Genomic DNA, 24,523 nt, shown 5'->3' with positions numbered 1-24,523 from the left:
TCGCCCGCCACGCGCAGGCGGCCGCAGATATCGGCGGCCTGATTGGCCGAACCGGCGTTCACGCGCAGGCGGTAGAGCGTTTTCCCGTTCGAGGCGACGGGCTGGACGACCTTGGCCAGCGCGCCGACATAGGAAAAGCGCTTCGAGAAGCGGTCCCAGGCGGCATTGGCCGAGGACTCGCTGGGATAGGCACCCAGCTGGACCATCGCGCCACTGGCGCTCGGCGCGGCGGCGGGGGCCCGCGCGGCGGTGACCGGCGCGGGCGCGACCAGCTTGCCGCCTGATTCGGGGACCTGGGCAACCGCATTGCGGCCACCACCGGCGTCGCTGGGCTTCTGGACGACGCGGGTGCCGTTCATCGGCGCTTCGGGCACGGCGCGCAGATCGATCGCGCCGGTGCCGCCGGGCTTGCCCGCGCTGGTCGCAATGGCGGTGTTGCCCTCGCCCTTGACCTTCAGCCCGCCCGGATCAGCCGGGCGCACCTTGTAATCGCCCTCGGGCGCAGCGATCACCGCGCCGTCACCGTCTGCCGCAGCCTGATGCGCCTGCCATTTGTAGAGTCCGAAGCCGATAAAGGCGAGGATGGCCAGACCGACGATGACGAGCGCCACGACCTTGCCGATCCCGACCCCCTCAGGTTCGTCGGCTTCGACGGTTTCCAGCCAGGGGAGCCGATCCTCCTCCTGCTGGTCGTAGCCCCGACCCAAATCCATATCGTTCGCCATCACTTCATCTCCGAAACCGCTTCGACACCCATGAGCGCCAAACCGTTACGAATGATTTGCCCGATCCCGTCGCTGAGGAAAAGACGGGCGCGCGTGACCTCGGCATTCTCCGCGATCAGGAAGCGGCGATCGGGGCGATCGTTGCCCACATTCCAGGCCGCATGGAAGGCCGCCGCCAGGTCATAGAGATAAAAGGCGATTCGGTGCGGCTCACGCGCCGCCGCCGCCGTTTCGACGATACGCGGGAACTGCGCGGCGAGCTGCACCAGCGCCAGGTCCTCGGCGTCGAGCAGGGACAGGTCGGCCGTACCGCCCTCAATCCCCGCCTCGGCTGCACGGCGCTTGAGCGACGCGATGCGAGCATGGGCGTACTGGACGTAGAAGACCGGATTGTCCTTCGACGCCTCGACCACCTTGGCGAAGTCGAAGTCCATCTGCGCATCCGAGCGCCGGGTCAGCATGGTGAAACGCACCACGTCCTTGCCGACTTCGCGAACGACATCGGCCAAGGTGACGAAATTACCAGCGCGCTTCGACATCTTCACCGGCTCGCCACCGCGCAGCAGGCGGACCATCTGGACCAGCTTCACGTCGAACTTGGTCCTGCCGCCGGTCAGTGCCTCGACCGCCGCGACGATGCGCTTGACGGTGCCCGCATGGTCGGCGCCCCAGATGTCGATCAGCTGGTCGGCGGTCTGGGCCTTCTGATAATGATAGGCCAGGTCGGCGCCGAAATAGGTCCAGGCGCCGTTCGACTTCTTGATCGGGCGATCCTGGTCGTCGCCGAATTGGCTGGAGCGGAACAGCGGCAGCTCGACCGGCTCCCAATCCTCGGGCGTCTCGCCCTTGGGGGCCTCCAGCACACCGTCATAGACCAGCCCACGCGAGCGCAGTTCGGCCTCGGCCGCCTCCGGCTTGCCTGCCGCCTGCAGCTCGGCTTCGGAAGAGAACAGGTCGTGATGGATGCCGAGCAGCGCCAGATCCTCGCGGATCATCGCCATCATCGCCGCCACGGCACGGGTGCGGAACAGGACCAGCCACTCGCTCTCGGGTGCGTCGACATACTGATCGCCATATTCGGATGCGAGCTCCGCACCGATCGGCTTCAGATACTCGCCCGGATACAGGCCCTCTGGAATCTCGATCGTCGCACCCAGCGCCTCGCGGTAGCGCAGATGCGCCGAGCGGGCGAGCACGTCGACCTGGCCGCCGGCGTCGTTGACATAATATTCGCGGATGACCTTGTGGCCGACATATTCGAGCAGGCTCGCCAGCGCATCGCCCACCACCGCCCCGCGGCAATGGCCCATGTGCATCGGACCCGTAGGGTTGGCCGAGACATATTCGACGTTGACGGTCGTCCCCGCGCCCAGCGACGAGCGGCCATAATCGGCGCCCGCGCGCAGGATCTCGGCGACTTCACCGCGCCAGCTGTCCTCGGCCAGCGTCATATTGATGAAGCCGGGGCCGGCGACCGATACGGCCGCGACCTCGTCCAGCTTCTCCAGCTCGCCGACCAGCTTCTCGGCGAGCGCGCGCGGATTGGTGCCGGCGGGCTTGGCGAGCACCATCGCGGCATTGGTGGCGAGATCGCCATGGCTCGGATCGCGCGGCGGCTCGACCGTGATCGCGCGTCGCTCCAGCCCCGCAGGCAGATCGCCGGCGAGGACGAGCGCATCCAGGGCCAGATTCAGATGCGCGGCGAAACGAGCATAGAGCGTCATTGAGCAATCCAATGGGGAATGGGAGCGGCGGCTGTAGCGCAGTGGCGCGGCGCCGTCATCCCTATTGGGTGCAGTGATCCTCCCCTGCAAGGGAGGTGGCAGGCCGAAGGCCTGACGGAGAGGTGTCACCGGTCAAGGCGGAGCCCCGTCACAACAGCCTCGACACCCCTCCGTCGCTCCGCGCGTCACCTCCCCTTGCAGAGGTGGATCGGGCGCGCGCGTAAACTTCTGAAGCTCAGAGCACGTAAGACGGCGCATCATCGTCCCAAGGTGAATACCGTACGGGCTTGTCGCCATAATAACGACGTAGCGCCTGCTCGCGCCGCTCCATCATGTCCTCGCTCCGGCCCGGATCGTCCGGATAGAGGTAGGCAACCTCGAACCGCCCGTCGCGGACAAAGTATTCGATTTCCGACCATCGCGCAGGCCCCTCTTGCGCGTGCCAAAGTTCCAGCAGGACGTCGCTCCAGCGATCCAGATCCGGCCGCCGATACATGACGTGATCGCCACCATCCTTGTAGATCGAGGGCGAAATCATCCCTGGATCAACTTCGGCCTGAAGCAGGGTGCTCTCTATTGGATAGAAGGGGTCCGCGGCCAGCATCTGCCGGATTTGGCCCAGCAGGCACTCCGCCTCCTGATTGGCCAAGCTGTATCCGGCCCGAGCACTTCCCGAACCCTCGGGACTTTCACAAGTCATATTTCGGGTAACCACCGCCATCCCAGGATGGATAACGGACCGGCTTGTCACCATAGTAACGACGTAGCGCTTGTTCACGCCGCTCCTTCATGCTGTCACTGCGATCAACATCATCAGGATAGATATAGGCGACCTCGAACCTGCCGTTCCGAATGAGATACTCAACCTCCGACCAACGCGTTTTCCCGCTTTGCGCATACCAAAGCTCCAGAAGAATGTCGCTCCATCGGTCGAGGTCCGGCGACCGATACATGATGTGATCGCCCGCGTCCTTGTACACCGAAGGCGATATCATCTCAGGGTCCACCTCCGCCTGAAGGAGGCTATTCTCGACGGGATACTCCGAATCCGCGGCAAGCATCTGGCCAATCTCCGCCAGAATCTGCTCCGTTGTCCTACCTCCCATGATGGCTCCCTCCTCGCTCATTCGGCAACTTCACGCTGCGTACGTCTCCATCGACCGTATATATGACATCGATTGTTTTCGGCCGCTGTGAGGTTGCGCGAAAATGCGGCACGATCGTCACCGTAACCTGATGCCCGGCCCGCTTCTCCCGCGCCCACTCGTCCTCCATCGTCCGATACCTGCCCCGGTTGACGTTGGCATCCTGCGCGAAGTGATTGAACGCCTCAGTCGGACCGTTAAAGCGCGGTGCGATGTAATGCCCGCCATCGTCCTTCGGCAGCCGATCGGTGCCACCGGCACTGCGTTGAAGACTTCTCGATCGGAGCTGCGGTGGCGAAAGAACCAAGACGCCAGAAACTCGCCGAGTTCGTTCGCGCTCGTCGATCTCATAGTCATAGCCGTTGCGAAACACGTGCCGCCAAGTTGGCTGATCGGATTGGTTACCGGGACCTACGCCGGCATGATCGCTGTCGGTATCTGCGGAGTGCTTATCGACCGATGGAGCCTCCCAGCTCCCGCTAGCGCCTCCACCGCCAAAGCTCCCACCTCCGCCTAAATTGCCTACGCTCGCATCGTTCGGGTGCGGCGGCACTACCCAACTACCGCTTGATCCTCCACCACCGAAGCGACCCCCGCCGCCAACGAATGCCTCCCGCCCAGCCACAGAAGGGGGAGAAGGCGGAGGAGGCGACGGTGGAGGAAGGCGACGGAAATGATTTTGATAGTAGCGGTATCGTGCCTCGATCGCTTCTCGCCAATCCGGATCCCCCGGATGCTTGGCCAATTCGCTCGCTCTCCATGCGTCCGCCTCTTCAAGCGACGTGATGGGCTTGAGCTTAGGATCGTCTCCATATGGCGGAACACGCTTCCGCTTCCGCTGCCCGGCGACGCCGGAGCCTCCCTTGGAGGTACTGCCCGTTCCTGCGAAGGCGAAACGACCGTTAGCCGGATCGTGCCAAGGGTTGAACTTGACCTCTATGACACCGTCTTCATCAAGGCGCACACGTCGCCCCGTTCGCAACCAAATCGCAAAAGCTCGCCGCTGCTCTATTGCTGCCTGCATGCGCACTCCCCCATGTCCGCCACGGGAGATCAACTAGAACAAAACAGGAACTTTGTCAAGATTGGGGAACGATCCTGGCGCGCTGCTCCTCCATTGCGGAGCAATCCGCCCCCTTACCCCCGCACCAACCCCTCTATCCCCGCCGCCATTGTCATCGCCGGGAACAGTGCCTTCGCCGTGCCAGCCGGGGCCAGCCCGAAGTGCCGCGAGACCGCGCTCGCGATCAGCACGTCGAGCGCCGTCGTGGGCTTCAAGTCGCGCCCCTCGTACAGCGCCGCGTCGCCCAGCCCCGGCCAGTCGGCCTGCACCCGGCCGCCCTGCACCGCGCCGCCGAGCAGCATCGCGACCGAGCCGGTGCCGTGATCGGTGCCGCCGGTGCCATTGGCCTTCACCGTCCGGCCGAACTCGGTGGCCACCACCACCAGCGTATTGTCCCAATGCGGCCCCAGTCCGGTCTTGAGCGCCGCGACCATCGCGTCGAGGCCCTTGAGCTGCCCGCCCAGCCGTCCGCGCTGGCCCGAATGGGTGTCCCAGCCGCCGGTCTCGATCATCGCGATGCGCGCGCCGCCGGGTGCCGAGAGCAGCTTGGCCGCCAGCGTGCCGGTATCCGCCGCCTTCTTCCCCCCGTCGCTGCCGAGGTCGCCGGTGAGCATCCGCGTCGCCATCGCCTCCTGCCAGAGCGGATGGAGTTGGCGGTCGCCTTCGTACATCGCACTCACCCGGGCGAGCAGGTCGTCCGAGGCCTCGGGCAGCGAGGAGGGCGCGTAGCTCGCCACCTCGACGCTCCCGCGCAACGCCATCGGCACCGCGGCGGCGAGCGCGATCGCCTTGTCCTGCGCGGGCAGCAGCCGGAGCAGCCGGTTCATCCAGCCGTCCTTGAGCTGATAGGCCGAGACGCCGCCCGTCTCGAGCACGTTCTGCCCGTCGAAATGCGAGCGGTCGCGGTACGGCGAGGCGACGGCATGGACGAACAGGGCCTGCTTCGCCTGGTAGAGCCCGAGCGTGTTCGGCATCGCCGGGTGCAGCGCGAACATGCCGTCGAGCCTGGGCGCGCTCGCGAAATCGGCGGCGAGGTCGCCGCGCGCGCCGGCATAGGCGGGGTCGCCCACCGGGGCGACGATCCCCAGCCCGTCGGCCGCGCCGCGCTGGATGAGGAAGACGAAGCGGCGCTCGGTCGGCGCGGCGGCGAAGGCCATGCGCGCGCCCAGCGGCGAGACCATCAGCGCGGTGGCGCCGGCGGCGAGCAATTGACGACGGTGGAGCATCATGACGCTATCTCCGCAGGAACTCGGGCGCGACGAGCAGAAGCGCGATCCCCTGGCTGTTGCTTTCCGCCCGCGCGATCGCCTGGGCGGTGGCGGGGCTCAGCGCCTCCGGGAACATCGCGGCGGCGCGGGCACGCGGATCGATCTGGTCGCGGGTGCGCTGGGCCATCCGCTCGGCGGCCTCGACCCGGCGCAGCACGGCATCGGGTCCGGCCCAGGCGCCGGCGACATCGTCCCACCCGGCCGGCGAGCCCGGCTTCCACACCGGCTGGCCGAGCTGGTTCATCAGCCCCGGCACGGCATTGGGCTGGAGCTGCCGGGTGCCGACCGCGCGCATCGCCGAGATCGACCATTCCCAGGGCGACTTGAACTTCACCGTCCCCGGCGCCCAGCATTCGGGCGAGGCGATGAGGGTGCGATAGAGGCTCGGCAGGTCGCCGCCGGTCTTGCGGAAATTCGCCTCGAGCCGCGCGACCAGCTTGGGCGGCGGATCGTCGCCGGCGAAGTGACGGGCGAGCTTGGTGGCGATATGCCGGGCGGTGGCGGGATGGGTGGCGAGATGGTCGAGCACCGCGGCGGCCTGCGCCTCGCCCGCCTGCGGCCATTGCTGGCCGAGGATCGTCCGCGTGCCCGGCTCGTGCATCGCATCGGCGAAGACGAAGTCGCCCGGCCGGCCGGTGGCGCCGGTGAACTTCGCGATCGGGCCGCGACCGAAGCCGGCGACCGTCCAGCCGGTCATCGCGCGGGCGAACTCGGTGACGTCGGCCTGGCTGTAGCCGGTACGCACGCCCAGGGTGTGCAATTCCATGATCTCGCGCGCGAGATTTTCGTTGAGGCCGAGGTTGCGGCGCACGTTCGGCCGGTTGCCCGCGCGGACCGCCAGCGGACTGTTCGGCCCCACCGACACCGCCTGGTCGAGGAACAGCAGCATCGCCGGATGCCGCTCCACCGCGAATAGCATGTCGCGGAAGCTGCCCATCACATGCGGACGGATCGCCTCGAACTCGAAGGCGCCGGCGAGGTTGGTCACCTCCATCTTGTCGCCCGAGACGGCGAAATGATTGGCCCAGAAATGCACCAGCCGTTCGGCAAAGGGCGCGGGCGACTGAATCGCGGCAAGCGCGCGGGCGGTGACGGCGCCGTTGTAGAGATCGCGGCTTCGCTGGCCGAATTGCTTGCGCAGCGCCTCGGCGGGGTCGTCGCCGGTCTGGACGATCGGCGGCTGGGGCACCAGCGGCGCCATCGCCGCGGCGGGCCTAGAGGGGATTGCGGCCGCGGCGGCCGGTGGCGCATTCTTCCGCAACTGCGAGATCTGCTCGCGATAGGCGGCGAATTGCGCCACCAGCGTGCCGCCGTCAGGCTGCCCCGCCATGGGCGGCGGCGCCGCGACATAGCGGTCCAGCTGCCGATCGAGGCAGGCGCGCGGATCCGACTCGACAGCTTCGTCCGGGCGCGCACCCAAACCGAAGCGATTCAACGCGATACTCATACCCGCCATCGGCTACACTCCGCTGACCGGTGCACCGTCTACCGCGCGATTGTCGCAGGAGTTTGCCAGCGGCCAACGGTTCGTCGCGTCCCCGGGCAGGTCGTCCTGCGCATGAACAGTTGCGCGGACTGCAATCATGACCCCCGTGCTTTGCGGTTGTCGAATCTGCTGCAGCGCAACAAATTGTCTATCAAGAACATACGAAGGATGCCGATCTGGCTCTTTTGGCCCAACGAAGGAGAAAGATCGTGACCCGTTTCACCATCGCACTCGCCGCTACCCTGTTCGCCGCTGCTCCCGCTTTCGCCGCTGACAACGCTGACGCGCGCAGCTTCACCCGCGACGGCGTGACCTATACCTACACCTCGACCACCAAGGGCGACGTGCAGGTCCTGGAAGGCGTCGCCAAGCCGGGCAACCAGAACTTCCGCCTCGTCGTGCGCAACGGCTGGGTCGATGGCAACGCCGCGGGCACCCGCGTGTCGTTCCGCGTCCCCAAGGTGACCAAGGTGCAGGTCGCGTCGCGCTAAGCGACGCCCCACCGGCTCCCGGAAAAGATGAACCCCGCGGCCGCCTGGGCGACCGCGGGGTTTTCCGTTCTGGGGGGACGGAACTGAGATTTATTCGCTGGCGCCGACGGTGCTGCTGCCGGTCTCGCGGCGGGCCTCGTCGGCCGGCGCCTTGCGGGTGGGCAGATGCTGGTGCTTGCCGGCCTGGTGGTGCGCCTGGGTAGCGGCGGGCTTGTGGCCCTTCATCCGCCAGGTGATGACATGGCTCTTGCCGGCAGGCATCCAAACCCGATCATGGGTTTCGTGGAGCGACTGGGCTGCCGCCGGTGCGGCGACCAACGTCGCACAAACCAGTGCGATAGGTGCAAGCTTCACGGTGGCATTCCTCATGGTTGGGAGCATCCTCTCTTTCCCCTCCCCTACCCACCCGGCATTGCCTCACACTTGCGCGGCTGTAACGAAGAGTTGCTCTTGCCAGACGCGCCCCATCAGCAACACTTTATTACAACATAGCCAAGAAGCAGCAATGCTGCAGCGCGAAGATGACACATCGACGCGACAGTCCCGTCCTTGAGAATGGGTCGCCGCGCCGGCGCAGGCTGGAACTTTCACTCGCTACCGAGAGGGAAGTTTCCATGAAGACTCGTCTTGCCGCCGCAGCCCTGCTCGGCCTGTCCGCGCCCGCATATGCGCAGGAAAACGCCCCGCCGCCACCGGTCACCGTCTCGGGCAGCGTCGCGCTGGTCTCCGACTATCGATTCCGTGGCGTCTCCCAGACCGACAAGGAAATGGCCGTCCAGGGCGGTCTCACCGTTTCGCATGAAAGCGGCCTCTACGGGTCGCTCTGGGGCTCGAACCTGTCGGGCTGGGGCACGTTCGGCGGCGCCAATATGGAGCTGGACGTGGTCGGCGGCTACAAGCTGCCGATCGGCGGCGGCGCGTCGCTAGACGTGGGGGTGACCTGGTACATGTATCCGGGCGGCGCCTCCAAGACCGATTTCGCCGAACCCTATGTGAAGCTGAGCGGCAGCATCGGCCCGGTCTCGGCGCTGGCCGGCGTCGCCTATGCCCCGCCGCAGCAGGCGCTGGGCAACTGGAGCAATACGCCGGAGAGCCGCGAAGGCGACAAGGAGGACAATCTCTACCTCTGGGGCGACATCAGCACCGCGGTGCCGAAGACCCCGATTACGTTGAAGGCGCATCTCGGCTATTCGGACGGCAACAAGGGTCTCGGCCCCAACGGCACCAGCGTCGCGCCGACCGGCAGCTATGCCGACTGGCTGGTCGGTGCCGATCTGGCGCTGGGCAAGGTGGTGCTCGGCGTCGCCTATGTCGATACCAGCATCGGCAAGCGCGACAGCGCGTATCTGCTGCCCAATTTCTCGAGCACCAAGGACGGCTCGACCATTGCCGGAAGCCAGGTGGTATTCTCGGTGAGCGCGGCGTTCTGAACACGCGCCGGGGCTCTCCCGCTCGTAGAGAGCCCCGGCGGAGCAATTGGACCACGCGCTTTACCGTGCAACCCACGGCCGATAGATCAAGGCCATGCGTCGTTGCGGACCCGCCCTCCTCCTGGCCCTAACGATTGCCGGATGCGGCAGTCCAGCCGCCGAGATGCCCGCCAATTATGCCGCGCACAGCGCGACATCCACGTCTACCCCCCGCGACGAGGCCGCCTATGTCGCATGCCGCGAACGCGCCGCCGGCGATGCCACGGCGCTGATTGCTTGCGCCGACACCGCCATCGCCGCGGCGGGACAGGCGGTCGATACGCCCGAGGCTGCCACCGCCTTCCGCGCGGCGCTGCGCCAATTGGGAGACGATGCGGCGCAGTCCGGCGGCGAGGCGGCGCGTGTGGCCTTTGCGCACCAAGCCGTGCAAGTTGCTCGTCGCCGCGCGGCGCTGTTGTCCGGTGCCTCGGCAGATACGACTGCTTCCCCCCCGTCGGCGGGCGGTGACGCGGCTTGGACCAGAAGCCGTGCGATCAGCTGCCGCGCACATCCCGTGCCGCAGTGCGCCGCACGCTACGACGCATTGCTGCCGATGCTCCGCCTGCCTTCGGCGAAGCGCGCAACGACGCCGGAGCCGACGCCCGGTGCAGGCCTGCCGCTGCCGAACTGCGCGGCCCTCGAAGCCGATGGCACGGTGGGCAGCGCGCTGGTCGACGCCTTCTACGCCGGCTACCCCAAGGCACTGGCCGGCAGCGACAGCGTGGAGGCGGTGCCGCTCGATGCGGCGGCACTCGACAACGTCGTCCGCTATCTCGTCTGCGTCGCCGGCGCGACCGACTATGATCCCACCGTCGCCGAGAACGGCCTGGCGCTGTTCGCCAGCAAGCGCCATGGCGCCGCTGCCCGCCGGCTGCTGACGTCGCTGGCACGGAGCGACGACGCGATATCCGGCGCTGCCCGCCGCTTCGACGCGCAGATCCGCGGCTATCTCCAAGGCCCGCGCTGATCGTGCCGCGCGGGCGGACGGCCTAGAATCCCTCGGGCAGGTCGATCGTGCCGCACACTTCCCGGTAGCGGGCGATGGCGTAGCGGTCGGTCATCCCGGCGATGAAGTCGCCGATATGGCGGCTGCGCCAAGGCTCTTCCTCCGGCAGCGCATCGCGCCATTCCGGCGGCATCAGGCTTGGATCGGCGACATAGCCCGCGAATAGCCCCGACACGACCTGCCGCGCTGAGGCCGCCGCGGCGAGCTGGCTCGGATGGTGGTAGAGGTTGGCGTACATGAACCGCTTCAGCCCGCGCTCGGCGTCGCGCATCGCCGGCGAGAAGCCGGCCAGGCACCGCCCGGCGCGGCGGACATCGTCAACCGTCGCCACGCCCGAGTCCGCGATCCGTGCCTTGGTCTCGCCGATGAAGTCGTTGACCATCAGCCCGATCTGCGAGCGGATCAGCTCCCCGGTCAGCCGCTTGGGGCTCACGCCGGGGAAGCGCGCCTGCACATCGGCCCAGGCCGCCGCGATCATCGGCACTTCCATGATCTGGTCGAGCGTCAGCAGCCCGGCGCGCAGGCCGTCGTCGATGTCGTGATTGTCATAGGCGATGTCGTCGGCGATGGCCGCCACCTGCGCCTCGAGCGAAGGCCAGCTGTCGAGCTCCAGCGGAAGCTCGTCATCGGCGGCGGCGAGCGCCCATTGCGGCTCGTGGATCGGGCCATTGTGCTTGGCCAGCCCCTCCAGCGTGTCCCAGGTCAGGTTCAGCCCGTTCCACATGGGATAGGGGCTGTCGAGCAGGGTCAACGTGCGCAGCGTGTGGCCGTTGTGGTCGAAGCCGCCCTTGCCCGCCAGCGCCGCCTCCAGCGCGTCCTCGCCGGCATGGCCGAAGGGTGGATGGCCGATATCGTGCGCGAGGCACAGCGCTTCGGTGAGATCCTCGTTCAGCCCCAGCGCGCGGGCGATGGCGCGACCGATCTGGGCGACCTCCAGGCTGTGGGTAAGCCGCACGCGGAAATGGTCGCCGTCGGGGGCGAGGAACACCTGCGTCTTGTGGCGCAGCCGGCGGAAGCTGATCGAGTGGATGATCCGGTCGCGGTCGCGCTGGAAGGCGTCACGCGGACCGCGGGCGCCGCCGCCTGCCTCCGCGTGCAGGCGGCCGCGCGTCCGGTCGGGCGTACAGGCCCAGGAGGAAAGCTGTTTCACCCGCGCGCCCTAGCCCAGCCCGGCGGCCTTGCGAAGGGTCAAGGCGCGATCCTGGTGACCTTCTGCCCGGCCTCGCTGGTGACGACAAAGGCCGAGACGCCCTCCCCCGCCAGCTTGTTGACGAACGCCTGCGCCTCGCCGCTGGTCTTGAACGGCCCCGTGACGATGCGGTTGGTCGCCTTGAACGGCATCCACCAGCCGCCGCGCGCCTTGAGCAGCTTGGGCGACTTTGCCGCGACACCCTTCCAGGCGCGATCGACAGTGGACTCGTTGGCGCCACTCGCCACCTGCACCCAGACGCGCTCGGGATCGGCCTTCTTCGGATCCGGCTTCTTCGGCTCGGGCTTCTTGCCCTTGACCGGCTTGGCGTCCTCGTCATCCGCGGGCTTCGCGCCCTTCTTGGTGCCGGGCTTGGTCGGCTTGGCGTCGGCCTCCTCATCGCCATGCGCACCCTTCTTGGCGCCCGGCTTGACCGGCTTGGCGTCGACCTCGTCCTCGGCTTTGGTGCCTTTCCTGGCGCCGGGCTTGGCCGGCTTAACCTCTTCCTCGTCCGCGACGACCGGCCACTTGGGCTCGGGCTTGGGCCGGACGGTAACCGTCGGCTTGGCGGCGATGACAGGCTTCGGCGCGACGGTGCTCGGGCGGGCCGCGGGCATGCGCTCGCTGGCAGGCACTTCGATATTCGCGATGATCGAAGCGAGCGGCGAATTCGCCGGCGCGACGTAGCGGACCTCGGGCTGCGGCGCCGGGGTCGGCTGGACGATCGGACGGGGTGCCGGCGCCGGCTGCGAGACAGGCGTGGGCTGCCAGGTCGGCTGGGGCGTGGGCGTGGGCGTGGGCGTGGGCGTCGGCTGCGGCACCACCGGCTGCGGTGCGGGCTGGCTCGGCACGGTGCGGGCGATCGGCGCCACGTCGGTTTTGGCAATCTGCACCGGCGCGGCCTTCGGCGTCGAGGCACCCCGACGTCCGCGCGTATCGGTGCGCACCGGCGTGGTGGTGGGCGTCACCGGCGCGGTCTGCGCGATCTGCACCGGCGCCGGGCCGGTATAGGCGGGCAGCGACGGCGCCATTCGCGCATCGGCCAGCCGGGCCGGGGTTGGAGTCAGCTCGCCGAAATGGACGGCAAAGGCGCGATCGGCGGGGCCGAGCGTCGCGATCCGCCGGAAGAACGGCAGCAGATTTTTGCCCGCCGCACCCGGCAGCACCGTGCCCGCGATCTTCTCGGCACCCGCGACATCGCCGTTCATCGCCAGGATGAAGGCGCGGTCGCGCCACGCCGCGCGGTCCTGTGCGCGGAGCAGCGCATCGAGCTCGCGCTCCGCCCCGGCGCGATCGCCGCTGATGCCCAGCGACAGCGCATAGCGCCGCACGACATCGTTCTCGCGCTTCGTCGCCAGCGCCAGCTTATAGTCGCGCTGGGCGAGCAAAGGCTGGCCAAGCAGATCATAGGCGAAGCCGCGATCGGCGGCGAACTCGCGCGGATCGACGCCGCGCTGCTCGGCCTGCTGGAACAGCTTCAGCGCTTCGCCAGGCCGCCCCTGCCGTACCAGCACCGCCGCACGGTTGCTGGCGATACGGGGGTTGGTCGCCTCGATGCTTTCCGCCCGCTGCAGCAGCGCGAGCGCGCCCGACAGGTCGCCCAGCCGCGTGCTCAAGCGCGCGGCCGCGATCAGCGCCTCGATGTCGCGCGGGTTCTCGGCGAGCACGCGCATCTGCGTAGCGAGCGCGTCCGCATCGGGATTGTGCGCCTGCACCACTTCGCTCTGCGCGGACGCCGGATGTGCGCCGAGGAGCAGCGCCGACGCGAACGCGCCGATGCCGAGATGTTTCTTGCTGATCATGCTGGGCTAACCGCTAGAGCCGCGGCGCTGAACCGCCGCTGACGGAGCGAGAGGTGGCCCGGCGAACCGTGCCACCCCTGCGCCTTACTGGTTGTTCTGGCTGCGCAGGAACCGCGGGATGTCGAGCGGATCCTTGTCCTCTTCCTCGGCGGCCTTGGTGCCGCGCGAGGCCGAGGCCATGCGCTCGAACAGCGTACCGCCGGTCTTGGGACGCGGCCGGGTGTCGGCGTCGTCATCGCCGCCGGTCAGCCAGCGACGGCGGCCGGCCGGTGCCTCGGGGGCCGGTGCGGGCGCAGCGGCAGGAGCCGGCGTCGGCGCCGGAACCATCGCTTCGGCGCCGAGCAGCAGCTCGTCCGAAGCCGGGGCCGGCGGCGTCGGCTCCGGGGCCGGCGCAGGCGCAGCCGCAACCGGCGCGGGTGCCGGCGCGACGGGTGCCGGTGCGGGCGCTTCCTCGGCGACCGGCGTCGGGGCAGGCTCGGGCGGAGCGGGGGCCGGCGCAGGCGCCGCTACCGGCTCCGGCGCAGCGGCCGCGGTGGTGCGGCGCGGGGTGGAGAAGGAGAAGACGCGCGGCTGCTCGGCAGGTGCTGCCGGACGGTTCTCGACATTCGCGTCGATGCCGGTGGCGACCACCGACACGCGGATGCGGCCTTCCAGCTCGGAGTTGAACGCCGAACCCCAGATGATGTTCGCGTCGGGATCGACCAGTTCGCGAATGTGGTTCGCGGCTTCGTCGACCTCGAGCAGGCGCATGTCCTCGCCGCCGGTGATCGAGACGATCACGCCCTTGGCGCCGTTCATGCTCACGCCGTCGAGCAGCGGGTTGGCGATCGCCTTCTGGGCGGCGATCAGCGCGCGGTCGTCGCCGTCCGCCTCGCCGGTGCCCATCATCGCCTTGCCCATCTCCTGCATCACCGAACGGACGTCGGCGAAGTCGAGGTTGATCAGGCCGGGCATCACCATCAGGTCGGTGATGCCGCGCACGCCCTGCTGCAGCACCTCGTCGGCCATCTCGAACGCTTCCTTGAAGGTCGTGTTCGCGTTGGCGATCAGGAAGAGATTCTGGTTCGGGATGACGATCAGCGTATCGACATACTTCTGGAGCTCTTCGATGCCGGCCTCGGCCGACTGCGCGCGGCGCTTGCCTTCAAAGGCGAACGGCTTGGTGACCACGCCGACGGTGAGGATGCCCATCTCGCGCGCCGCCTTGGCGATCACCGGCGCCGCACCCGTGCCGGTGCCGCCGCCCATGCCGGCGGCGATGAAGCACATATGCGCGCCTTCGAGCGACTGCTGGACCTGCTCGATCGTCTCTTCCGCCGCCGCACGGCCGATCTCGGGCCGCGAGCCTGCGCCCAGGCCCTGCGTGATCTTCGCGCCCAGCTGGATGCGCTGCGGAGCGACCGACTGCTTCAGCGCCTGCGCGTCGGTATTGGCGACCAGGAACTCGACGCCCTGCACCTCGGCGCGGATCATGTTGGCGATGGCATTGCCGCCAGCGCCGCCAACCCCGATCACCGCAATCTTCGGCGTCAGTTCGTCCACGTCGGGCGGAAGGAAATCGATACTCATTCTATGGTCTCCCGTGGCAGCGCACGCGCACGCTGCACAGCCTGATATTCTCTGATGCACGAAGCGAAGCGACGACTCCAGCCATCCCTAGCACCCCGGCATTCGCTTTTCTTCAATAATTCGCCCGGAACGCCGCGATCAACCGCTGGAAAAGCGCGCCCGGGCTCGCCCGCGTCACCAGCTGGTGCCGGCTGGGCTCCAGCGTGCGCAGGTCGATCGGATCGGCCGCGGCGAACTGGGTGAGCCCGGCCAGCGTCGAGAAGGCGGGCCCCGCATGCGCATTGGGCATCGCGAGCAGCCCGCGCGGCCGCCCGACGCGCACCGCATTGCCCAGCGCCTGCTGGGCATAATCGGCGATTCCCGCCAGCTCGGCACCGCCACCGGTCAGCACGATCTGGCGGCCCACCGGCTCCTGGAAGTTGAGCTTCTTCAGCTCCTTGCTGATCTCCGCGATCAGCCGTTCCAGCCGCTGGCGGATGACCGTGTTGAGCGCCGCCTTGGTGATGCGCGGTCCTTCGGTACCCTCGTCCGCGGTGGCGGGCGCGACGTCGATCGTCTCGCGATTGTCGCGCGGGGAGAGGTTGGCCGAGCCGTGGAAGCATTTGGTCCGCTCCGCCCAGGCGCGCGCGGTGCCGAAGGCCGCGGCGATGTCGTCGGTGATGTCGGCCGAGCCCATCGGGATCGACGCCAGCCCCGCCAGCACGCCCTGTGCGAACACCGAGACGTTGGTGACGCCCGCGCCGATCTCGACGAGCGCCACGCCCAGCTCGCGCTCTTCCTCGGTGAGGCAGGCGAGCCCGGTCGCGACCGGGGCGGCGATGATCGAGCGCACCTCGAGATGCGCCGAGCGGACGCACAGGTCGAGGTTCCGCACCGGCGAGCCGTCGGTGGTGACGACATGCACGTCGACGCCAAGCCGATCGGCATGCAGCCCCAGCGGCCGCTTGACGCCCCCAAGCCCGTCCACCGTGTAGCGCGTCGGCTGCGCATGCAGCACCATCCGCCCCTGGGGATCGATCGCCCCGCGCCCGGCCTTGAGCAGATCGTCGATATCCGCCTGCTCGACGCGGTGGCCGCCCAGATCCGCCTCGACCTTGACGACGCTGGAGACCAGCCCCCCCGCCGAGAAGCTGACCCAGACATCCTCGATGTTGAACCCGGCGATGCGCTCGGCCTGCTCCACCGCTTCGCGGATCGCGATTTCGGTGGCGTGCATGTCGGCGACATAGCCGCGCTTCACGCCGCGGCTCTCGCGCTGGCCGGTGCCGAGCACGATCAGATTGCCCTCGTCGGTCCGCTGCGCGATCAGCGCCGAGACCTTCGACGATCCCACGTCGAGCGCGGTGATCAACCCTTCGGGTGCTACCTTCGCCATCAGCCTTCCCCCTGCCCGGTGCCGGTGCCCGCCGGCGGCGTCGTTGTGGTTGTCGGAACGGTCGGTGCAGCCGTCGGCGCGGTGGATACCGGCGGCGGCGGCTCAATCACGCCCTGCCGCCGCACAACCAACTTGTTCGCGTCGCGCATGTCAAATCCGACATAGCCACGGCCCAGCAGCCGCTGCGACCCGTCGATCTGCACGAATTTCTTGAGCGCGGCGACCGCCTCGTCCTCGCCTTCGGGCAGCTGCAGTTTCTCGCCCGAGGTGAAGAACAGGTCCCAGCGCCGATTGCCGACCCAGCTGGTTGCTTTCACCAGCGGCTTGAGGCCGGGCTGCGTCTCCAGCAGATGCTTGCGCGCGGCTTCCTGGGTGTTGGCGCCTTCGCCGATCAGCAGCGGAAGATCGGGCATCGCCTCCGTGGATACGGGCTCGAGTGGCACGCCCGAAGGATCGATCAGCATCAGCTGGCCGTGATTCTGCCAGACCGCGGCCGGAGTCCGTTCCTCGATCGCGATGTGCAGCGTGCTCGGCAGCCGGCGCGACACGCGCGCATCCTTCACCCAGGGGAATTTGAGCAGCCGCTCGCGCACATCGGCGAGGTTCACCAGCGGCATGGCGCGCGAGTCCTGGTCGAGCACCTGCTCATAGACGGTGGCGCGGTCCATGCGCTTGAGCCCATCGATCTGGATCTCGTCGACCTTGAGACCGGCATCGCCCACCGCCTGCGCGAAACCGACCCCGATCATCTGCGGCACACCCGCGAGGATGCCGACGGTCAACACCACCGCGGCGACCGCGCCGACGATGCTCCAGGTGGTGACCTTGTGCAGCGTCTCCGGGCTCATCGGCAGCCCGGCGATCGCCTGGTCAAGTACGCCCGCCCGCTGCGGCCGGCGCGCGGTGCCGCGCGGCTTCGGCTTGTCGCCGCGCCTTGTGGTCGCGCGCTGCGCTTGGGCGGGCCTGCGGCTCACAATGCCTCCTCGACGATCCGTTGCACGAGACTAGCATAGTCGATGCCGAGATGGCGCGCCTGTTCGGGCACCAGGCTGAGCGGGGTCATGCCGGGCTGGGTGTTGACCTCGAGCAGGAACAGCCCGTCGACGCCCTGGCTGTCGTCCCAGCGGAAATCGGCGCGCGAGGCGCCCTTGCAGCCGAGCAGCCGGTGCGCGTCGAGGGCGATGCGCTTGCACGCCTCGGCCACGTCGTCCGGGATCTGCGCCGGGAAGACGTGTTCCGTCAGCCCATCGGTGTACTTGGACTCATAGTCATAGAAGCCGCTCTTGGGCTTGAGCTCGGTCACGCCCAGCGCCTGGTCGCCCAGCACCGCCGTGGTCAGCTCTCGCCCGCGGATGAACGGCTCGGCGAGCAGTTCGTCGAATTCCTGCCAGGGGCCGCGGGCATCCGGGTGGATCGGGTTGCCGACATTGCTCTCGGCGGTGACGATCGCCACGCCCACCGACGAGCCCTCGTTGACGGGCTTGAGTACATAGGGCCGCGGCAGCGGATCCTGCCGGTACAGTTCCTCGCGCGACACCATGCGGCCGCCGGGCATCGGGATGCCGTGCGGCACCAGCGCCTGCTTGGTCAGCTGCTTGTCGATCGCGATGACGGAGGTGACCATACCCGAATGGGTATAGCGAATGCCCATCAGGTCGAGCATGCCCTGCACACTGCCATCCTCGCCTGGCGTGCCGTGGAGCGCATTGAAAACGACGTCCGGCTTCGCTTCGGCGAGCTTGGCGGCGACGTCGCGATCCAGGTCGATGCGGGTGACGCGGTGGCCGAGGCTCTCCAGCGCATCCGCGACGCCGTTGCCCGACATCAACGACACTTCCCGCTCGGCCGACCAGCCGCCCATCAACACGGCGATGTGGAGCGGGCTTACCACCGGCCGCCTCCCGCCATCACCGCCGTCATCCCCGCGAAGGCGGGGATCCATTGGTGGAGAGGCTTCGGCTCCTGCCGCGAACGCACAGGCGAATGGATCCCCGCCTTCGCGGGGATGACGGTGGTCGTGGAGGCGGGCCGTTCAGCACCGCCGGTACGCATTGTCACTTCGCCACTCCCACGCGCTGAATCTCCCACTCCAGTTCCACGCCCGACTGCGCCTTCACCCTCGCACGGACGTCCTCGCCCAGCGCCTCGATATCGGCGCTGGTCGCTTCCCCCAGGTTGAGGAGGAAGTTGCAATGCTTCTCGCTGACCTGCGCGTCGCCCCGGCGCAGGCCCCGGCAGCCGGCCGCGTCGACGAGCGCCCAGGCCTTGTGCCCTTCCGGGTTCTTGAAGGTCGAACCGCCGGTCTTCGAACGCAGCGGCTGCGATTCCTCGCGCGCGGCGGCGATGCGGTCCATCTCGGCCTGGATGGCGTCCGAGGCCTTGGGGAAGCCGCGGAAGGTGGCGCTGACCACGATCGCGCCCTCGGGCAGGCTGCTGTGGCGATAGGTATAGCCGAGATCGGCATTGGCCAGCGTGCGTCGCTCGCCCGAGCGGAGGACGACCTCGCACTCGACGAGGATGTCGCAAGTCTCCCGGCCATAGGCGCCGCCGTTCATTCGCACGAAGCCGCCGACCGTACCCGGGATCGAGCGCAGGAACTCGATGCCGCCAATTCCCCAGTCGCGCGCCTTGGACGAGACGAGGATGCCCGAGGCGCCCCCGCCGCAGCGGAGGGTGGTGTCGTCAAGCTGCTCGACCGCGGCGAAGGCCTTGCCGAGGCGGATCACCACGCCAGGCACGCCGCCATCGCGGACGATCATGTTCGAGCCGAGGCCGAGGCCCATTACCGGCGTGGCGGGATCGAGCGCGGCGAGGAAGGACGCGAGGTCGTCGGCATCAGCCGGCTCGAACAGCCACTCCGCCGCACCGCCGCTCTTGAACCATACGAGCGGCGCAAGCGGGGCGTTCGGCGTGAGTTTGCCGCGAGGCTGGGGCAACGTCACTTAAGCCCCTCCCCTTCAGGCGCATCAGGTCGGCGCGGCCCCCGGCAGCGCCTGAACAGCGCGGGGCGCTGTTCACCTGATGCGGGGTTGGGGGTGGGGCATGACCGATCCGCGAGTCCTCCGCTCGTAGCGAAGTCCCCCACCCCAACCCATCCCCTGAAGGGGAGGGGCTTGAGAAGAAGAACCGCCAAGCTCACGCATCCCCCCGCGCAGCCGCTATCGCTGGCGCAAGACCCGCCGCCCACTTCGTGATATCGCCCGCGCCGAGGCACACCACCATGTCGCCCTCGCGCACCACGCCGCCCAGCGCGTTCGCCAGCGCCGTAGCGTCGGTGGTCGCCGCCACCGCGCGGTGCCCGCGATGCGAGATCTGCTCGACCAGCGCATCGGCATGGACGCCCTCGATCGGTGCCTCGCCCGCCGGATAGACCGGCGCCACATACACCATGTCGGCATCGTTGAACGCCTGGGCGAACTCGTCCATCAGATTGGCGAGCCGCGAATAGCGGTGCGGCTGCACCACCGCGATCACCCGGCCGCGGGTGCTCTCGCGCGCCGCCGCCAGCACCGCGCGGATCTCCACCGGGTGGTGCCCGTAATCGTCGATGATCGCCGCGCCCGCGACCTCCCCCACCTTGGTGAAGCGCCGCTTGACCCCGCCGAACTTGGCAAAGCCCTGCTGGATCGTCGCATCGGGAATGCCGAGCTCCAGCGCCACGCCGATCGCCGCCAGCGCGTTCTGGACATTGTGGCGGCCGGGCATCGGCAGCTCGATATTCTCGATCGAGCGCGTGCTGCCGTCGCGATTGCGGATGATCGCCTCGAAGCGATTGCCCCCGGCGTGCGGCGTCACGTTCACGCCGCGCACGTCGGCGCTCGCCGCGAAGCCATAGGTGACGATCCGCCGGTCGCGGACGCGCGGGATGATCGCCTGCACTTCCGGGTGATCGAGGCACAGCAAGGCCGCGCCGTAAAAGGGCACATTCTCGACGAACTCGACGAACGCTGCCTTCACCTTCTCGAACGAGCCATAATGGTCGAGATGCTCGGGATCGATATTGGTGACGATCGCGAAGGTGCCGTCGAGCCGCAGGAAGCTGCCGTCGCTCTCATCGGCCTCGACGACCATCCAGTCGCCCTCGCCCAGCCGGGCGTTCGAGCCGTACTGGTTGATGATTCCGCCGTTGATCACGGTCGGGTCCACCCCGCCCGCATCGAGCAGCGCGGCGACCATCGAGGTCGTCGTCGTCTTGCCGTGGGTGCCGGCCACCGCGATGGTGGACTTGAGCCGCATCAGCTCGGCGAGCATCTCGGCGCGGCGCACCACGGGGATGCGGTTCTGGTACGCGGCTTCCACCTCCGGGTTGGTGCGCACGATCGCGGTGGAGACCACCACCACGGCGGCCTCGCCCAGATTCTCGGCGGCATGGCCGATGGTCACGGGAATTCCGCGGTCGCGCAGGCCCTGCACCACGTACGAGTCCGCGACGTCCGAGCCCTGCACCTTGTAGCCGAGATTGTGCATCACCTCGGCGATGCCCGACATGCCGATGCCGCCGATGCCGACGAAGTGAATGGTACCGATGTCGGTGGCGACGCCCTTCATGCGTAAGCTGGCCTTCCGTTCTTGTTGGCTGGCTGCACCTTGCCCACCGGGGCCTTGGGTGCGTGGATCGATTCGACGAGGTCGGCGAGGTCGCGCACCGCATCGGGCCGCCCGACGCCACGTGCCCGTGCCGCCGCATTCTCCAGCGCCTTGGTGTCGAGCCCCAGCTTCTGCATCTGCTTGGCGAGCTCAGGCGCGGTGAAGGCGCGCTGCGGGATGGTCCGCGCGCCGCCCGCCTCGGTAATCTCGCGGGCATTGGCGGTCTGGTGGTCGTCGGTCGCACTGGGCAGCGGCACCAGGATTGCGGGTCGCCCGGCGGCGGTCAGCTCGGCGATGGTCGAGGCCCCTGCCCGCGCGATCACCAGATGCGCCCAGGCGAGACGCTCGGGCATGTCGGGCAGATAGGTGGCGACCTCGGCCGGGATCTCATGTTCCTGATATTTGGCGCGGACCATCTCGATGTCCTCGATGCGGGCCTGGTGGGTCACCTGCAGCCGGCGGCGGAAATGCACCGGCAGCAGCGCCAGCCCGTCGGGCACCACCTGGCTGAGGATCGAGGCGCCCTGGCTGCCGCCGGTGACGAGTACGCGGAACAGCCCGTCTTCCTCGAGCATCGGATAGGGCTTGGCGCGCAGCGCCAGCACCGCCTCGCGCACCGGGTTGCCGGTAAGGTGGGTCTTGGCCTCCCAGCCGGGCTTCATCCGCTCGACCTTGTCGTAGGAGGTGGCGATCGCCGCCACCCGGCCCGCGACCAGCCGGTTGACCCGGCCCAGCACCGCATTCTGCTCGTGAATCACTGTGGGGATGCGCGCGCTGAACGCCGCGAGCAGCGCCGGGAACGCGGGGTACCCACCGAAGCCGATCACCGCCGAGGGACGCAGCTGCTTGTACAGCTTCCGCGCCATCGCCCGGCCGGCCAGCATCTGCCGCGCCGCCTTGAGATAACCGATCGGCCCGCCGCCCAGCCGCCCGGCGGGGAGCACATGCGTCTCGACGCCCTCGAACAGCCCGGGGAAGCGCACGCCGCGCTCGTCGCTGACCAATGCGACTTGGTGCCCGCGCCGTGCGAGCTCCACCGCCAGCGCGGCCGCGGGCACCATGTGCCCGCCGGTGCCGCCAGCGGCGAGGACGTAACTACGGCGTTCGGTCATGCGGCTTTGCTCCAGCGGCCGGTATAGGGAGACCGCTTCAGATACGGGTTTCGGCGCGTGAAAGCGAGCAGCAGGCCATAGCCGATCGAAAGCGCGATCATCGACGAGCCGCCATAGCTGATGAACGGCAGCGTCATGCCCTTGGAGGGCGCGATGCCGGTGTTCACCGCCATGTTGATCAGCGCCTGCACGCCGAACTGCGAGGCGAGCCCCGCAGCCGCCAGCAGCCGGAACGGATCCTCCTCGTCGAGCAGCTTCATCAGCACGCGGACGACGATGGCGAGATAGAGCAGCACGATCACCGCGCAGGCGATCAGCCCGAACTCCTCGCCGATCACCGAGAAGATATAGTCGGTATGCGCCTCGGGCAGGCGGAACTTGATCTGGCCGCTGCCCGGCCCCGCGCCGAACAGCCCGCCGGCGGTCAGCGTATCGTGCGCCATCTCCACCTGGTAGCGATCGGCGAGCGCCGCTTCCTTGGTGGGGAACAGGAAATTGTCGATACGGGTGCGCGCGGTGCCGTAGAACAGATAGGCCGCGACCACCCCCGCGACCGCCATGCCGCCGAGGCTGGCGATTGCCGCGGGGGAGATGCCCGAGAGCATCAGCAGGATCACCCATACCGTGCCGAACAGGATGGTCTGGCCGAAATCGGGCTGGAGCATCAGCAGCACCGCGATCATCGCGGTGATTGCGCCGGTGACGATCATCACCGGCAGCTCGGGATCCTTGGCCCGGAACGAGAGGATCCAGGCGGTCGACACGATGAACAGCGGTTTCAGGAACTCGGACGGCTGGAGATCCGAAATGCCGAGGCTGATCCAGCGCTTGGCGCCGTTCACCTCATGCCCGACGATCGGCAGCAGCATCATCAGAACGAGGAAGACCAGCGCGCCCGCCAACGACAGCCGCCGCGCCGCCGGGACCGGCAGCATCGAAACGATGATCAACACCGGCACGCAGATGCACACCCACATCAGCTGGCGCCAGAAATAGTACATCGGCTGCACGATGTGCGCTGCATCCGAATAGCGGCGCGCGGTCGCGGGCGAAGCGGCGGCGACCGCCACCAGCCCGATCGCGATCAGCAGCAGCGGCAGGAACAGCAGCACGCGGTCCACTTCCCAGAACCACATGCCGGCGCGGGACTTGCTGGCGCGGCTGAGCTGGTTGGAGATGCGCGGTAGGCCGCCCTTGTTCTCGTCCGCGTCTCCCGGCTGGCGGCTCACCCGAGCGCCTCCACCGAGGCGCGGAAGGCATCACCCCGCGCCTCGAAATCGCGGAACTGGTCGAACGAGGCGCAGGCGGGCGAGAGCAGCACCGCCTCGCCCGGCTGGGCCTGGGCGGCAGCGGCGCGCACGGCCGCTTCCAGCGTGCCGGACTGTTCGACGGGCATCTCGCCTTCGAGCAGCCGGGCGAACAGCGGCCCGGCCTCGCCGATGGTATAGGCGCGCACGACATGGCCGAAGCCGGGGCGGCACGCCTCCAGGCTGTCGGTCTTGGCGACGCCGCCGAGGATCCAGTGGATGCGCGGGAACGCCGCAAGCGCAGGCGCGGTCGATTCCGGGTTGGTCGCCTTGCTGTCGTTGACGAACAGCACGCCGTTCCGCGTCGCGATCCGCTCCATGCGGTGCGGCAGGCCGGGGAAGGTCTCCAGCCCCTTGTCGATCGCGGCGCGGTCGATGCCAAGCGCCTCACAGGCGGCGATGGCGGCGAGCGCGTTCTGCGCGTTGTGCGGGCCCTGCAGCGCGGGCCAGCGGGACTGATCCATGCACACGCCGGGGGCGATCTTGGTCACGTCCTCGCTACGGCCGGAAAGCGCCACCTGCCGGGCAATATTGGCCGATGCGGCGTCACCGATGCCGAGGATCGCAGCATGCCCCTTGCGCTGCATCGCGAACAGCCGCGCCTTGGAGGCGGCATAGCCCTCGAACCCGTCATAGCGGTCGAGATGGTCGGGGGTGATGTTGAGCAGCACCGCGACGTCGCAGTCGAGGCTGTGGGTCAGGTCGATCTGATAGCTCGACAGCTCCAGCACATAGACGCCGCCCGCGGGCAGCGGCTCCTGGCCGAGGATCGGCAGGCCGATATTGCCGCCGAGCCGCGTCGGAATGCCTGCGGTCTCGAGGATATGGTGGATCAGCGCGGTGGTGGTCGACTTGCCGTTGGTGCCGGTGATCCCGACGACCTTGTGCGGCGCCAGCTCGGCGCGGCCTTGCGCGAACAACTCGATGTCACCGACGATCGGGACGCCCGCCGCGCGTGCCTTGGCAGCAAGCGGGTGCGTGTTGAGCGGTACGCCGGGGGAAACCACGAGCGCGTCGAACCCCGTGAGGTCGAGCGTATCGAGATCGGCGATCTCTACGCCCGCTAGACCTTCACGCTTGCTCTCGTCGCTGTCCCACGCCACCACCTCAGCGCCGGCCGCGACCAGCGCGCGCACGGTCGCCGCGCCCGAGCGCGCGAGCCCGAGCACGGCGTACCGTTTCCCCGCCCAGGCGCGCGACGTAAT

At 68.4% G+C, this 24,523-nt stretch carries 22 protein-coding genes; 3 read left to right on the top strand and 19 right to left on the bottom strand.

Annotated features, from left to right (window positions below; translation table 11 throughout):
• The 7 genes from QZ670_RS06230 to QZ670_RS06200 form a co-directional block, all read right to left on the bottom strand.
• Positions 1-725, bottom strand: a 725-nt coding sequence (locus QZ670_RS06230) for an SPOR domain-containing protein (protein WP_294253036.1), incomplete at its 3' end; no start/stop codon positions are given.
• Positions 725-2,449 (bottom strand): arginine--tRNA ligase, encoded by a 1,725-nt coding sequence (gene argS, locus QZ670_RS06225; protein WP_294253035.1) that lies wholly within the window; start codon positions 2,447-2,449, stop codon positions 725-727. The genes argS and QZ670_RS06230, both read right to left, overlap by 1 nt.
• Before the next feature lie 235 nt (positions 2,450-2,684).
• Positions 2,685-3,098 carry a hypothetical protein gene (locus tag QZ670_RS06220; protein ID WP_294253033.1) on the bottom strand — a complete coding sequence of 138 codons (414 nt, stop codon included), beginning with the start codon at positions 3,096-3,098 and terminating at the stop codon, positions 2,685-2,687.
• Positions 3,099-3,138: 40 nt separating this feature from the next.
• Positions 3,139-3,576, bottom strand: a complete 438-nt coding sequence (locus QZ670_RS06215) for a hypothetical protein (RefSeq protein WP_294253031.1) — start codon at positions 3,574-3,576, stop codon at positions 3,139-3,141.
• A complete protein-coding gene (locus QZ670_RS06210) occupies positions 3,545-4,618 on the bottom strand; it encodes a DNA/RNA non-specific endonuclease (protein WP_294253030.1) in 1,074 nt (357 codons plus the stop codon). Before QZ670_RS06210 ends, QZ670_RS06215 begins: the two co-directional genes overlap by 32 nt.
• 113 nt (positions 4,619-4,731) lie before the next feature.
• Positions 4,732-5,886, bottom strand: a complete 1,155-nt coding sequence (locus QZ670_RS06205) for a DUF1501 domain-containing protein (protein WP_294253028.1) — start codon at positions 5,884-5,886, stop codon at positions 4,732-4,734.
• Positions 5,887-5,890: 4 nt separating this feature from the next.
• On the bottom strand, positions 5,891-7,381 hold the full coding sequence (locus QZ670_RS06200; RefSeq protein ID WP_294253027.1) for a DUF1800 domain-containing protein: 1,491 nt from the start codon (positions 7,379-7,381) through the stop codon (positions 5,891-5,893).
• A 239-nt stretch (positions 7,382-7,620) separates the two neighbouring features.
• On the opposite strand from QZ670_RS06200, the gene QZ670_RS06195 reads away from it, so the two are divergent.
• Complete coding sequence (locus QZ670_RS06195) at positions 7,621-7,902, top strand: hypothetical protein (RefSeq protein WP_093297561.1); 282 nt, start codon at positions 7,621-7,623, stop codon at positions 7,900-7,902.
• A gap of 90 nt (positions 7,903-7,992) precedes the next feature.
• Here the strand turns inward: QZ670_RS06195 and QZ670_RS06190 are convergent, their stop codons facing one another.
• The gene (locus QZ670_RS06190) at positions 7,993-8,256 is read right to left on the bottom strand and encodes a hypothetical protein (RefSeq protein ID WP_294253024.1); all 264 of its coding nucleotides are present in this window, start codon (positions 8,254-8,256) and stop codon (positions 7,993-7,995) included.
• A gap of 260 nt (positions 8,257-8,516) precedes the next feature.
• On the opposite strand from QZ670_RS06190, the gene QZ670_RS06185 reads away from it, so the two are divergent.
• Both QZ670_RS06185 and QZ670_RS06180 read left to right on the top strand, forming a co-directional pair.
• Entirely contained in the window at positions 8,517-9,332 is an 816-nt protein-coding gene (locus QZ670_RS06185; protein WP_294253022.1) for a TorF family putative porin, read from the top strand.
• Between the two features lie 163 nt (positions 9,333-9,495).
• Positions 9,496-10,338: a hypothetical protein gene (locus tag QZ670_RS06180; protein WP_294253020.1), complete on the top strand. Its 843-nt coding sequence runs from the start codon at positions 9,496-9,498 to the stop codon at positions 10,336-10,338.
• Positions 10,339-10,360: 22 nt separating this feature from the next.
• Here the strand turns inward: QZ670_RS06180 and QZ670_RS06175 are convergent, their stop codons facing one another.
• The 11 genes from QZ670_RS06175 to murD form a co-directional block, all read right to left on the bottom strand.
• Positions 10,361-11,527 carry a deoxyguanosinetriphosphate triphosphohydrolase gene (locus QZ670_RS06175; protein WP_294253018.1) on the bottom strand — a complete coding sequence of 389 codons (1,167 nt, stop codon included), beginning with the start codon at positions 11,525-11,527 and terminating at the stop codon, positions 10,361-10,363.
• 38 nt (positions 11,528-11,565) lie between these two features.
• Positions 11,566-13,368, bottom strand: a complete 1,803-nt coding sequence (locus QZ670_RS06170; protein WP_294253016.1) for an SPOR domain-containing protein — start codon at positions 13,366-13,368, stop codon at positions 11,566-11,568.
• An 84-nt stretch (positions 13,369-13,452) separates the two neighbouring features.
• Positions 13,453-14,937, bottom strand: coding sequence for a cell division protein FtsZ (ftsZ, locus tag QZ670_RS06165; protein ID WP_294253014.1), 1,485 nt, complete (start codon positions 14,935-14,937; stop codon positions 13,453-13,455).
• Between the two features lie 112 nt (positions 14,938-15,049).
• The gene (gene ftsA, locus QZ670_RS06160; RefSeq protein ID WP_294253012.1) at positions 15,050-16,312 is read right to left on the bottom strand and encodes a cell division protein FtsA; all 1,263 of its coding nucleotides are present in this window, start codon (positions 16,310-16,312) and stop codon (positions 15,050-15,052) included.
• Positions 16,312-17,286, bottom strand: a complete 975-nt coding sequence (locus QZ670_RS06155; RefSeq protein WP_294253010.1) for an FtsQ-type POTRA domain-containing protein — start codon at positions 17,284-17,286, stop codon at positions 16,312-16,314. The genes ftsA and QZ670_RS06155 overlap by 1 nt, the downstream gene beginning before the upstream one ends.
• Complete coding sequence (locus tag QZ670_RS06150) at positions 17,283-18,203, bottom strand: D-alanine--D-alanine ligase (protein ID WP_294253008.1); 921 nt, start codon at positions 18,201-18,203, stop codon at positions 17,283-17,285. The genes QZ670_RS06155 and QZ670_RS06150 overlap by 4 nt, the downstream gene beginning before the upstream one ends.
• A gap of 163 nt (positions 18,204-18,366) precedes the next feature.
• Entirely contained in the window at positions 18,367-19,248 is an 882-nt protein-coding gene (gene murB / locus QZ670_RS06145) for a UDP-N-acetylmuramate dehydrogenase (RefSeq protein WP_294253038.1), read from the bottom strand.
• 199 nt (positions 19,249-19,447) lie between these two features.
• On the bottom strand, positions 19,448-20,860 hold the full coding sequence (murC, locus tag QZ670_RS06140) for a UDP-N-acetylmuramate--L-alanine ligase (RefSeq protein WP_294253006.1): 1,413 nt from the start codon (positions 20,858-20,860) through the stop codon (positions 19,448-19,450).
• Positions 20,857-22,011: an undecaprenyldiphospho-muramoylpentapeptide beta-N-acetylglucosaminyltransferase gene (gene murG, locus QZ670_RS06135; RefSeq protein ID WP_294253004.1), complete on the bottom strand. Its 1,155-nt coding sequence runs from the start codon at positions 22,009-22,011 to the stop codon at positions 20,857-20,859. Before murG ends, murC begins: the two co-directional genes overlap by 4 nt.
• Complete coding sequence (locus QZ670_RS06130; RefSeq protein ID WP_294253002.1) at positions 22,008-23,240, bottom strand: putative peptidoglycan glycosyltransferase FtsW; 1,233 nt, start codon at positions 23,238-23,240, stop codon at positions 22,008-22,010. Before QZ670_RS06130 ends, murG begins: the two co-directional genes overlap by 4 nt.
• A partial coding sequence (gene murD / locus QZ670_RS06125; protein WP_294253000.1) for a UDP-N-acetylmuramoyl-L-alanine--D-glutamate ligase occupies positions 23,237-24,523 on the bottom strand: 1,287 nt, incomplete at its 5' end. The genes QZ670_RS06130 and murD, both read right to left, overlap by 4 nt.

Source organism: uncultured Sphingomonas sp., assembly GCF_913774285.1.
Classification (GTDB): Bacteria; Pseudomonadota; Alphaproteobacteria; order Sphingomonadales; family Sphingomonadaceae; genus Sphingomonas.
This window is presented reverse-complemented; position numbering and strand designations above follow the sequence as displayed.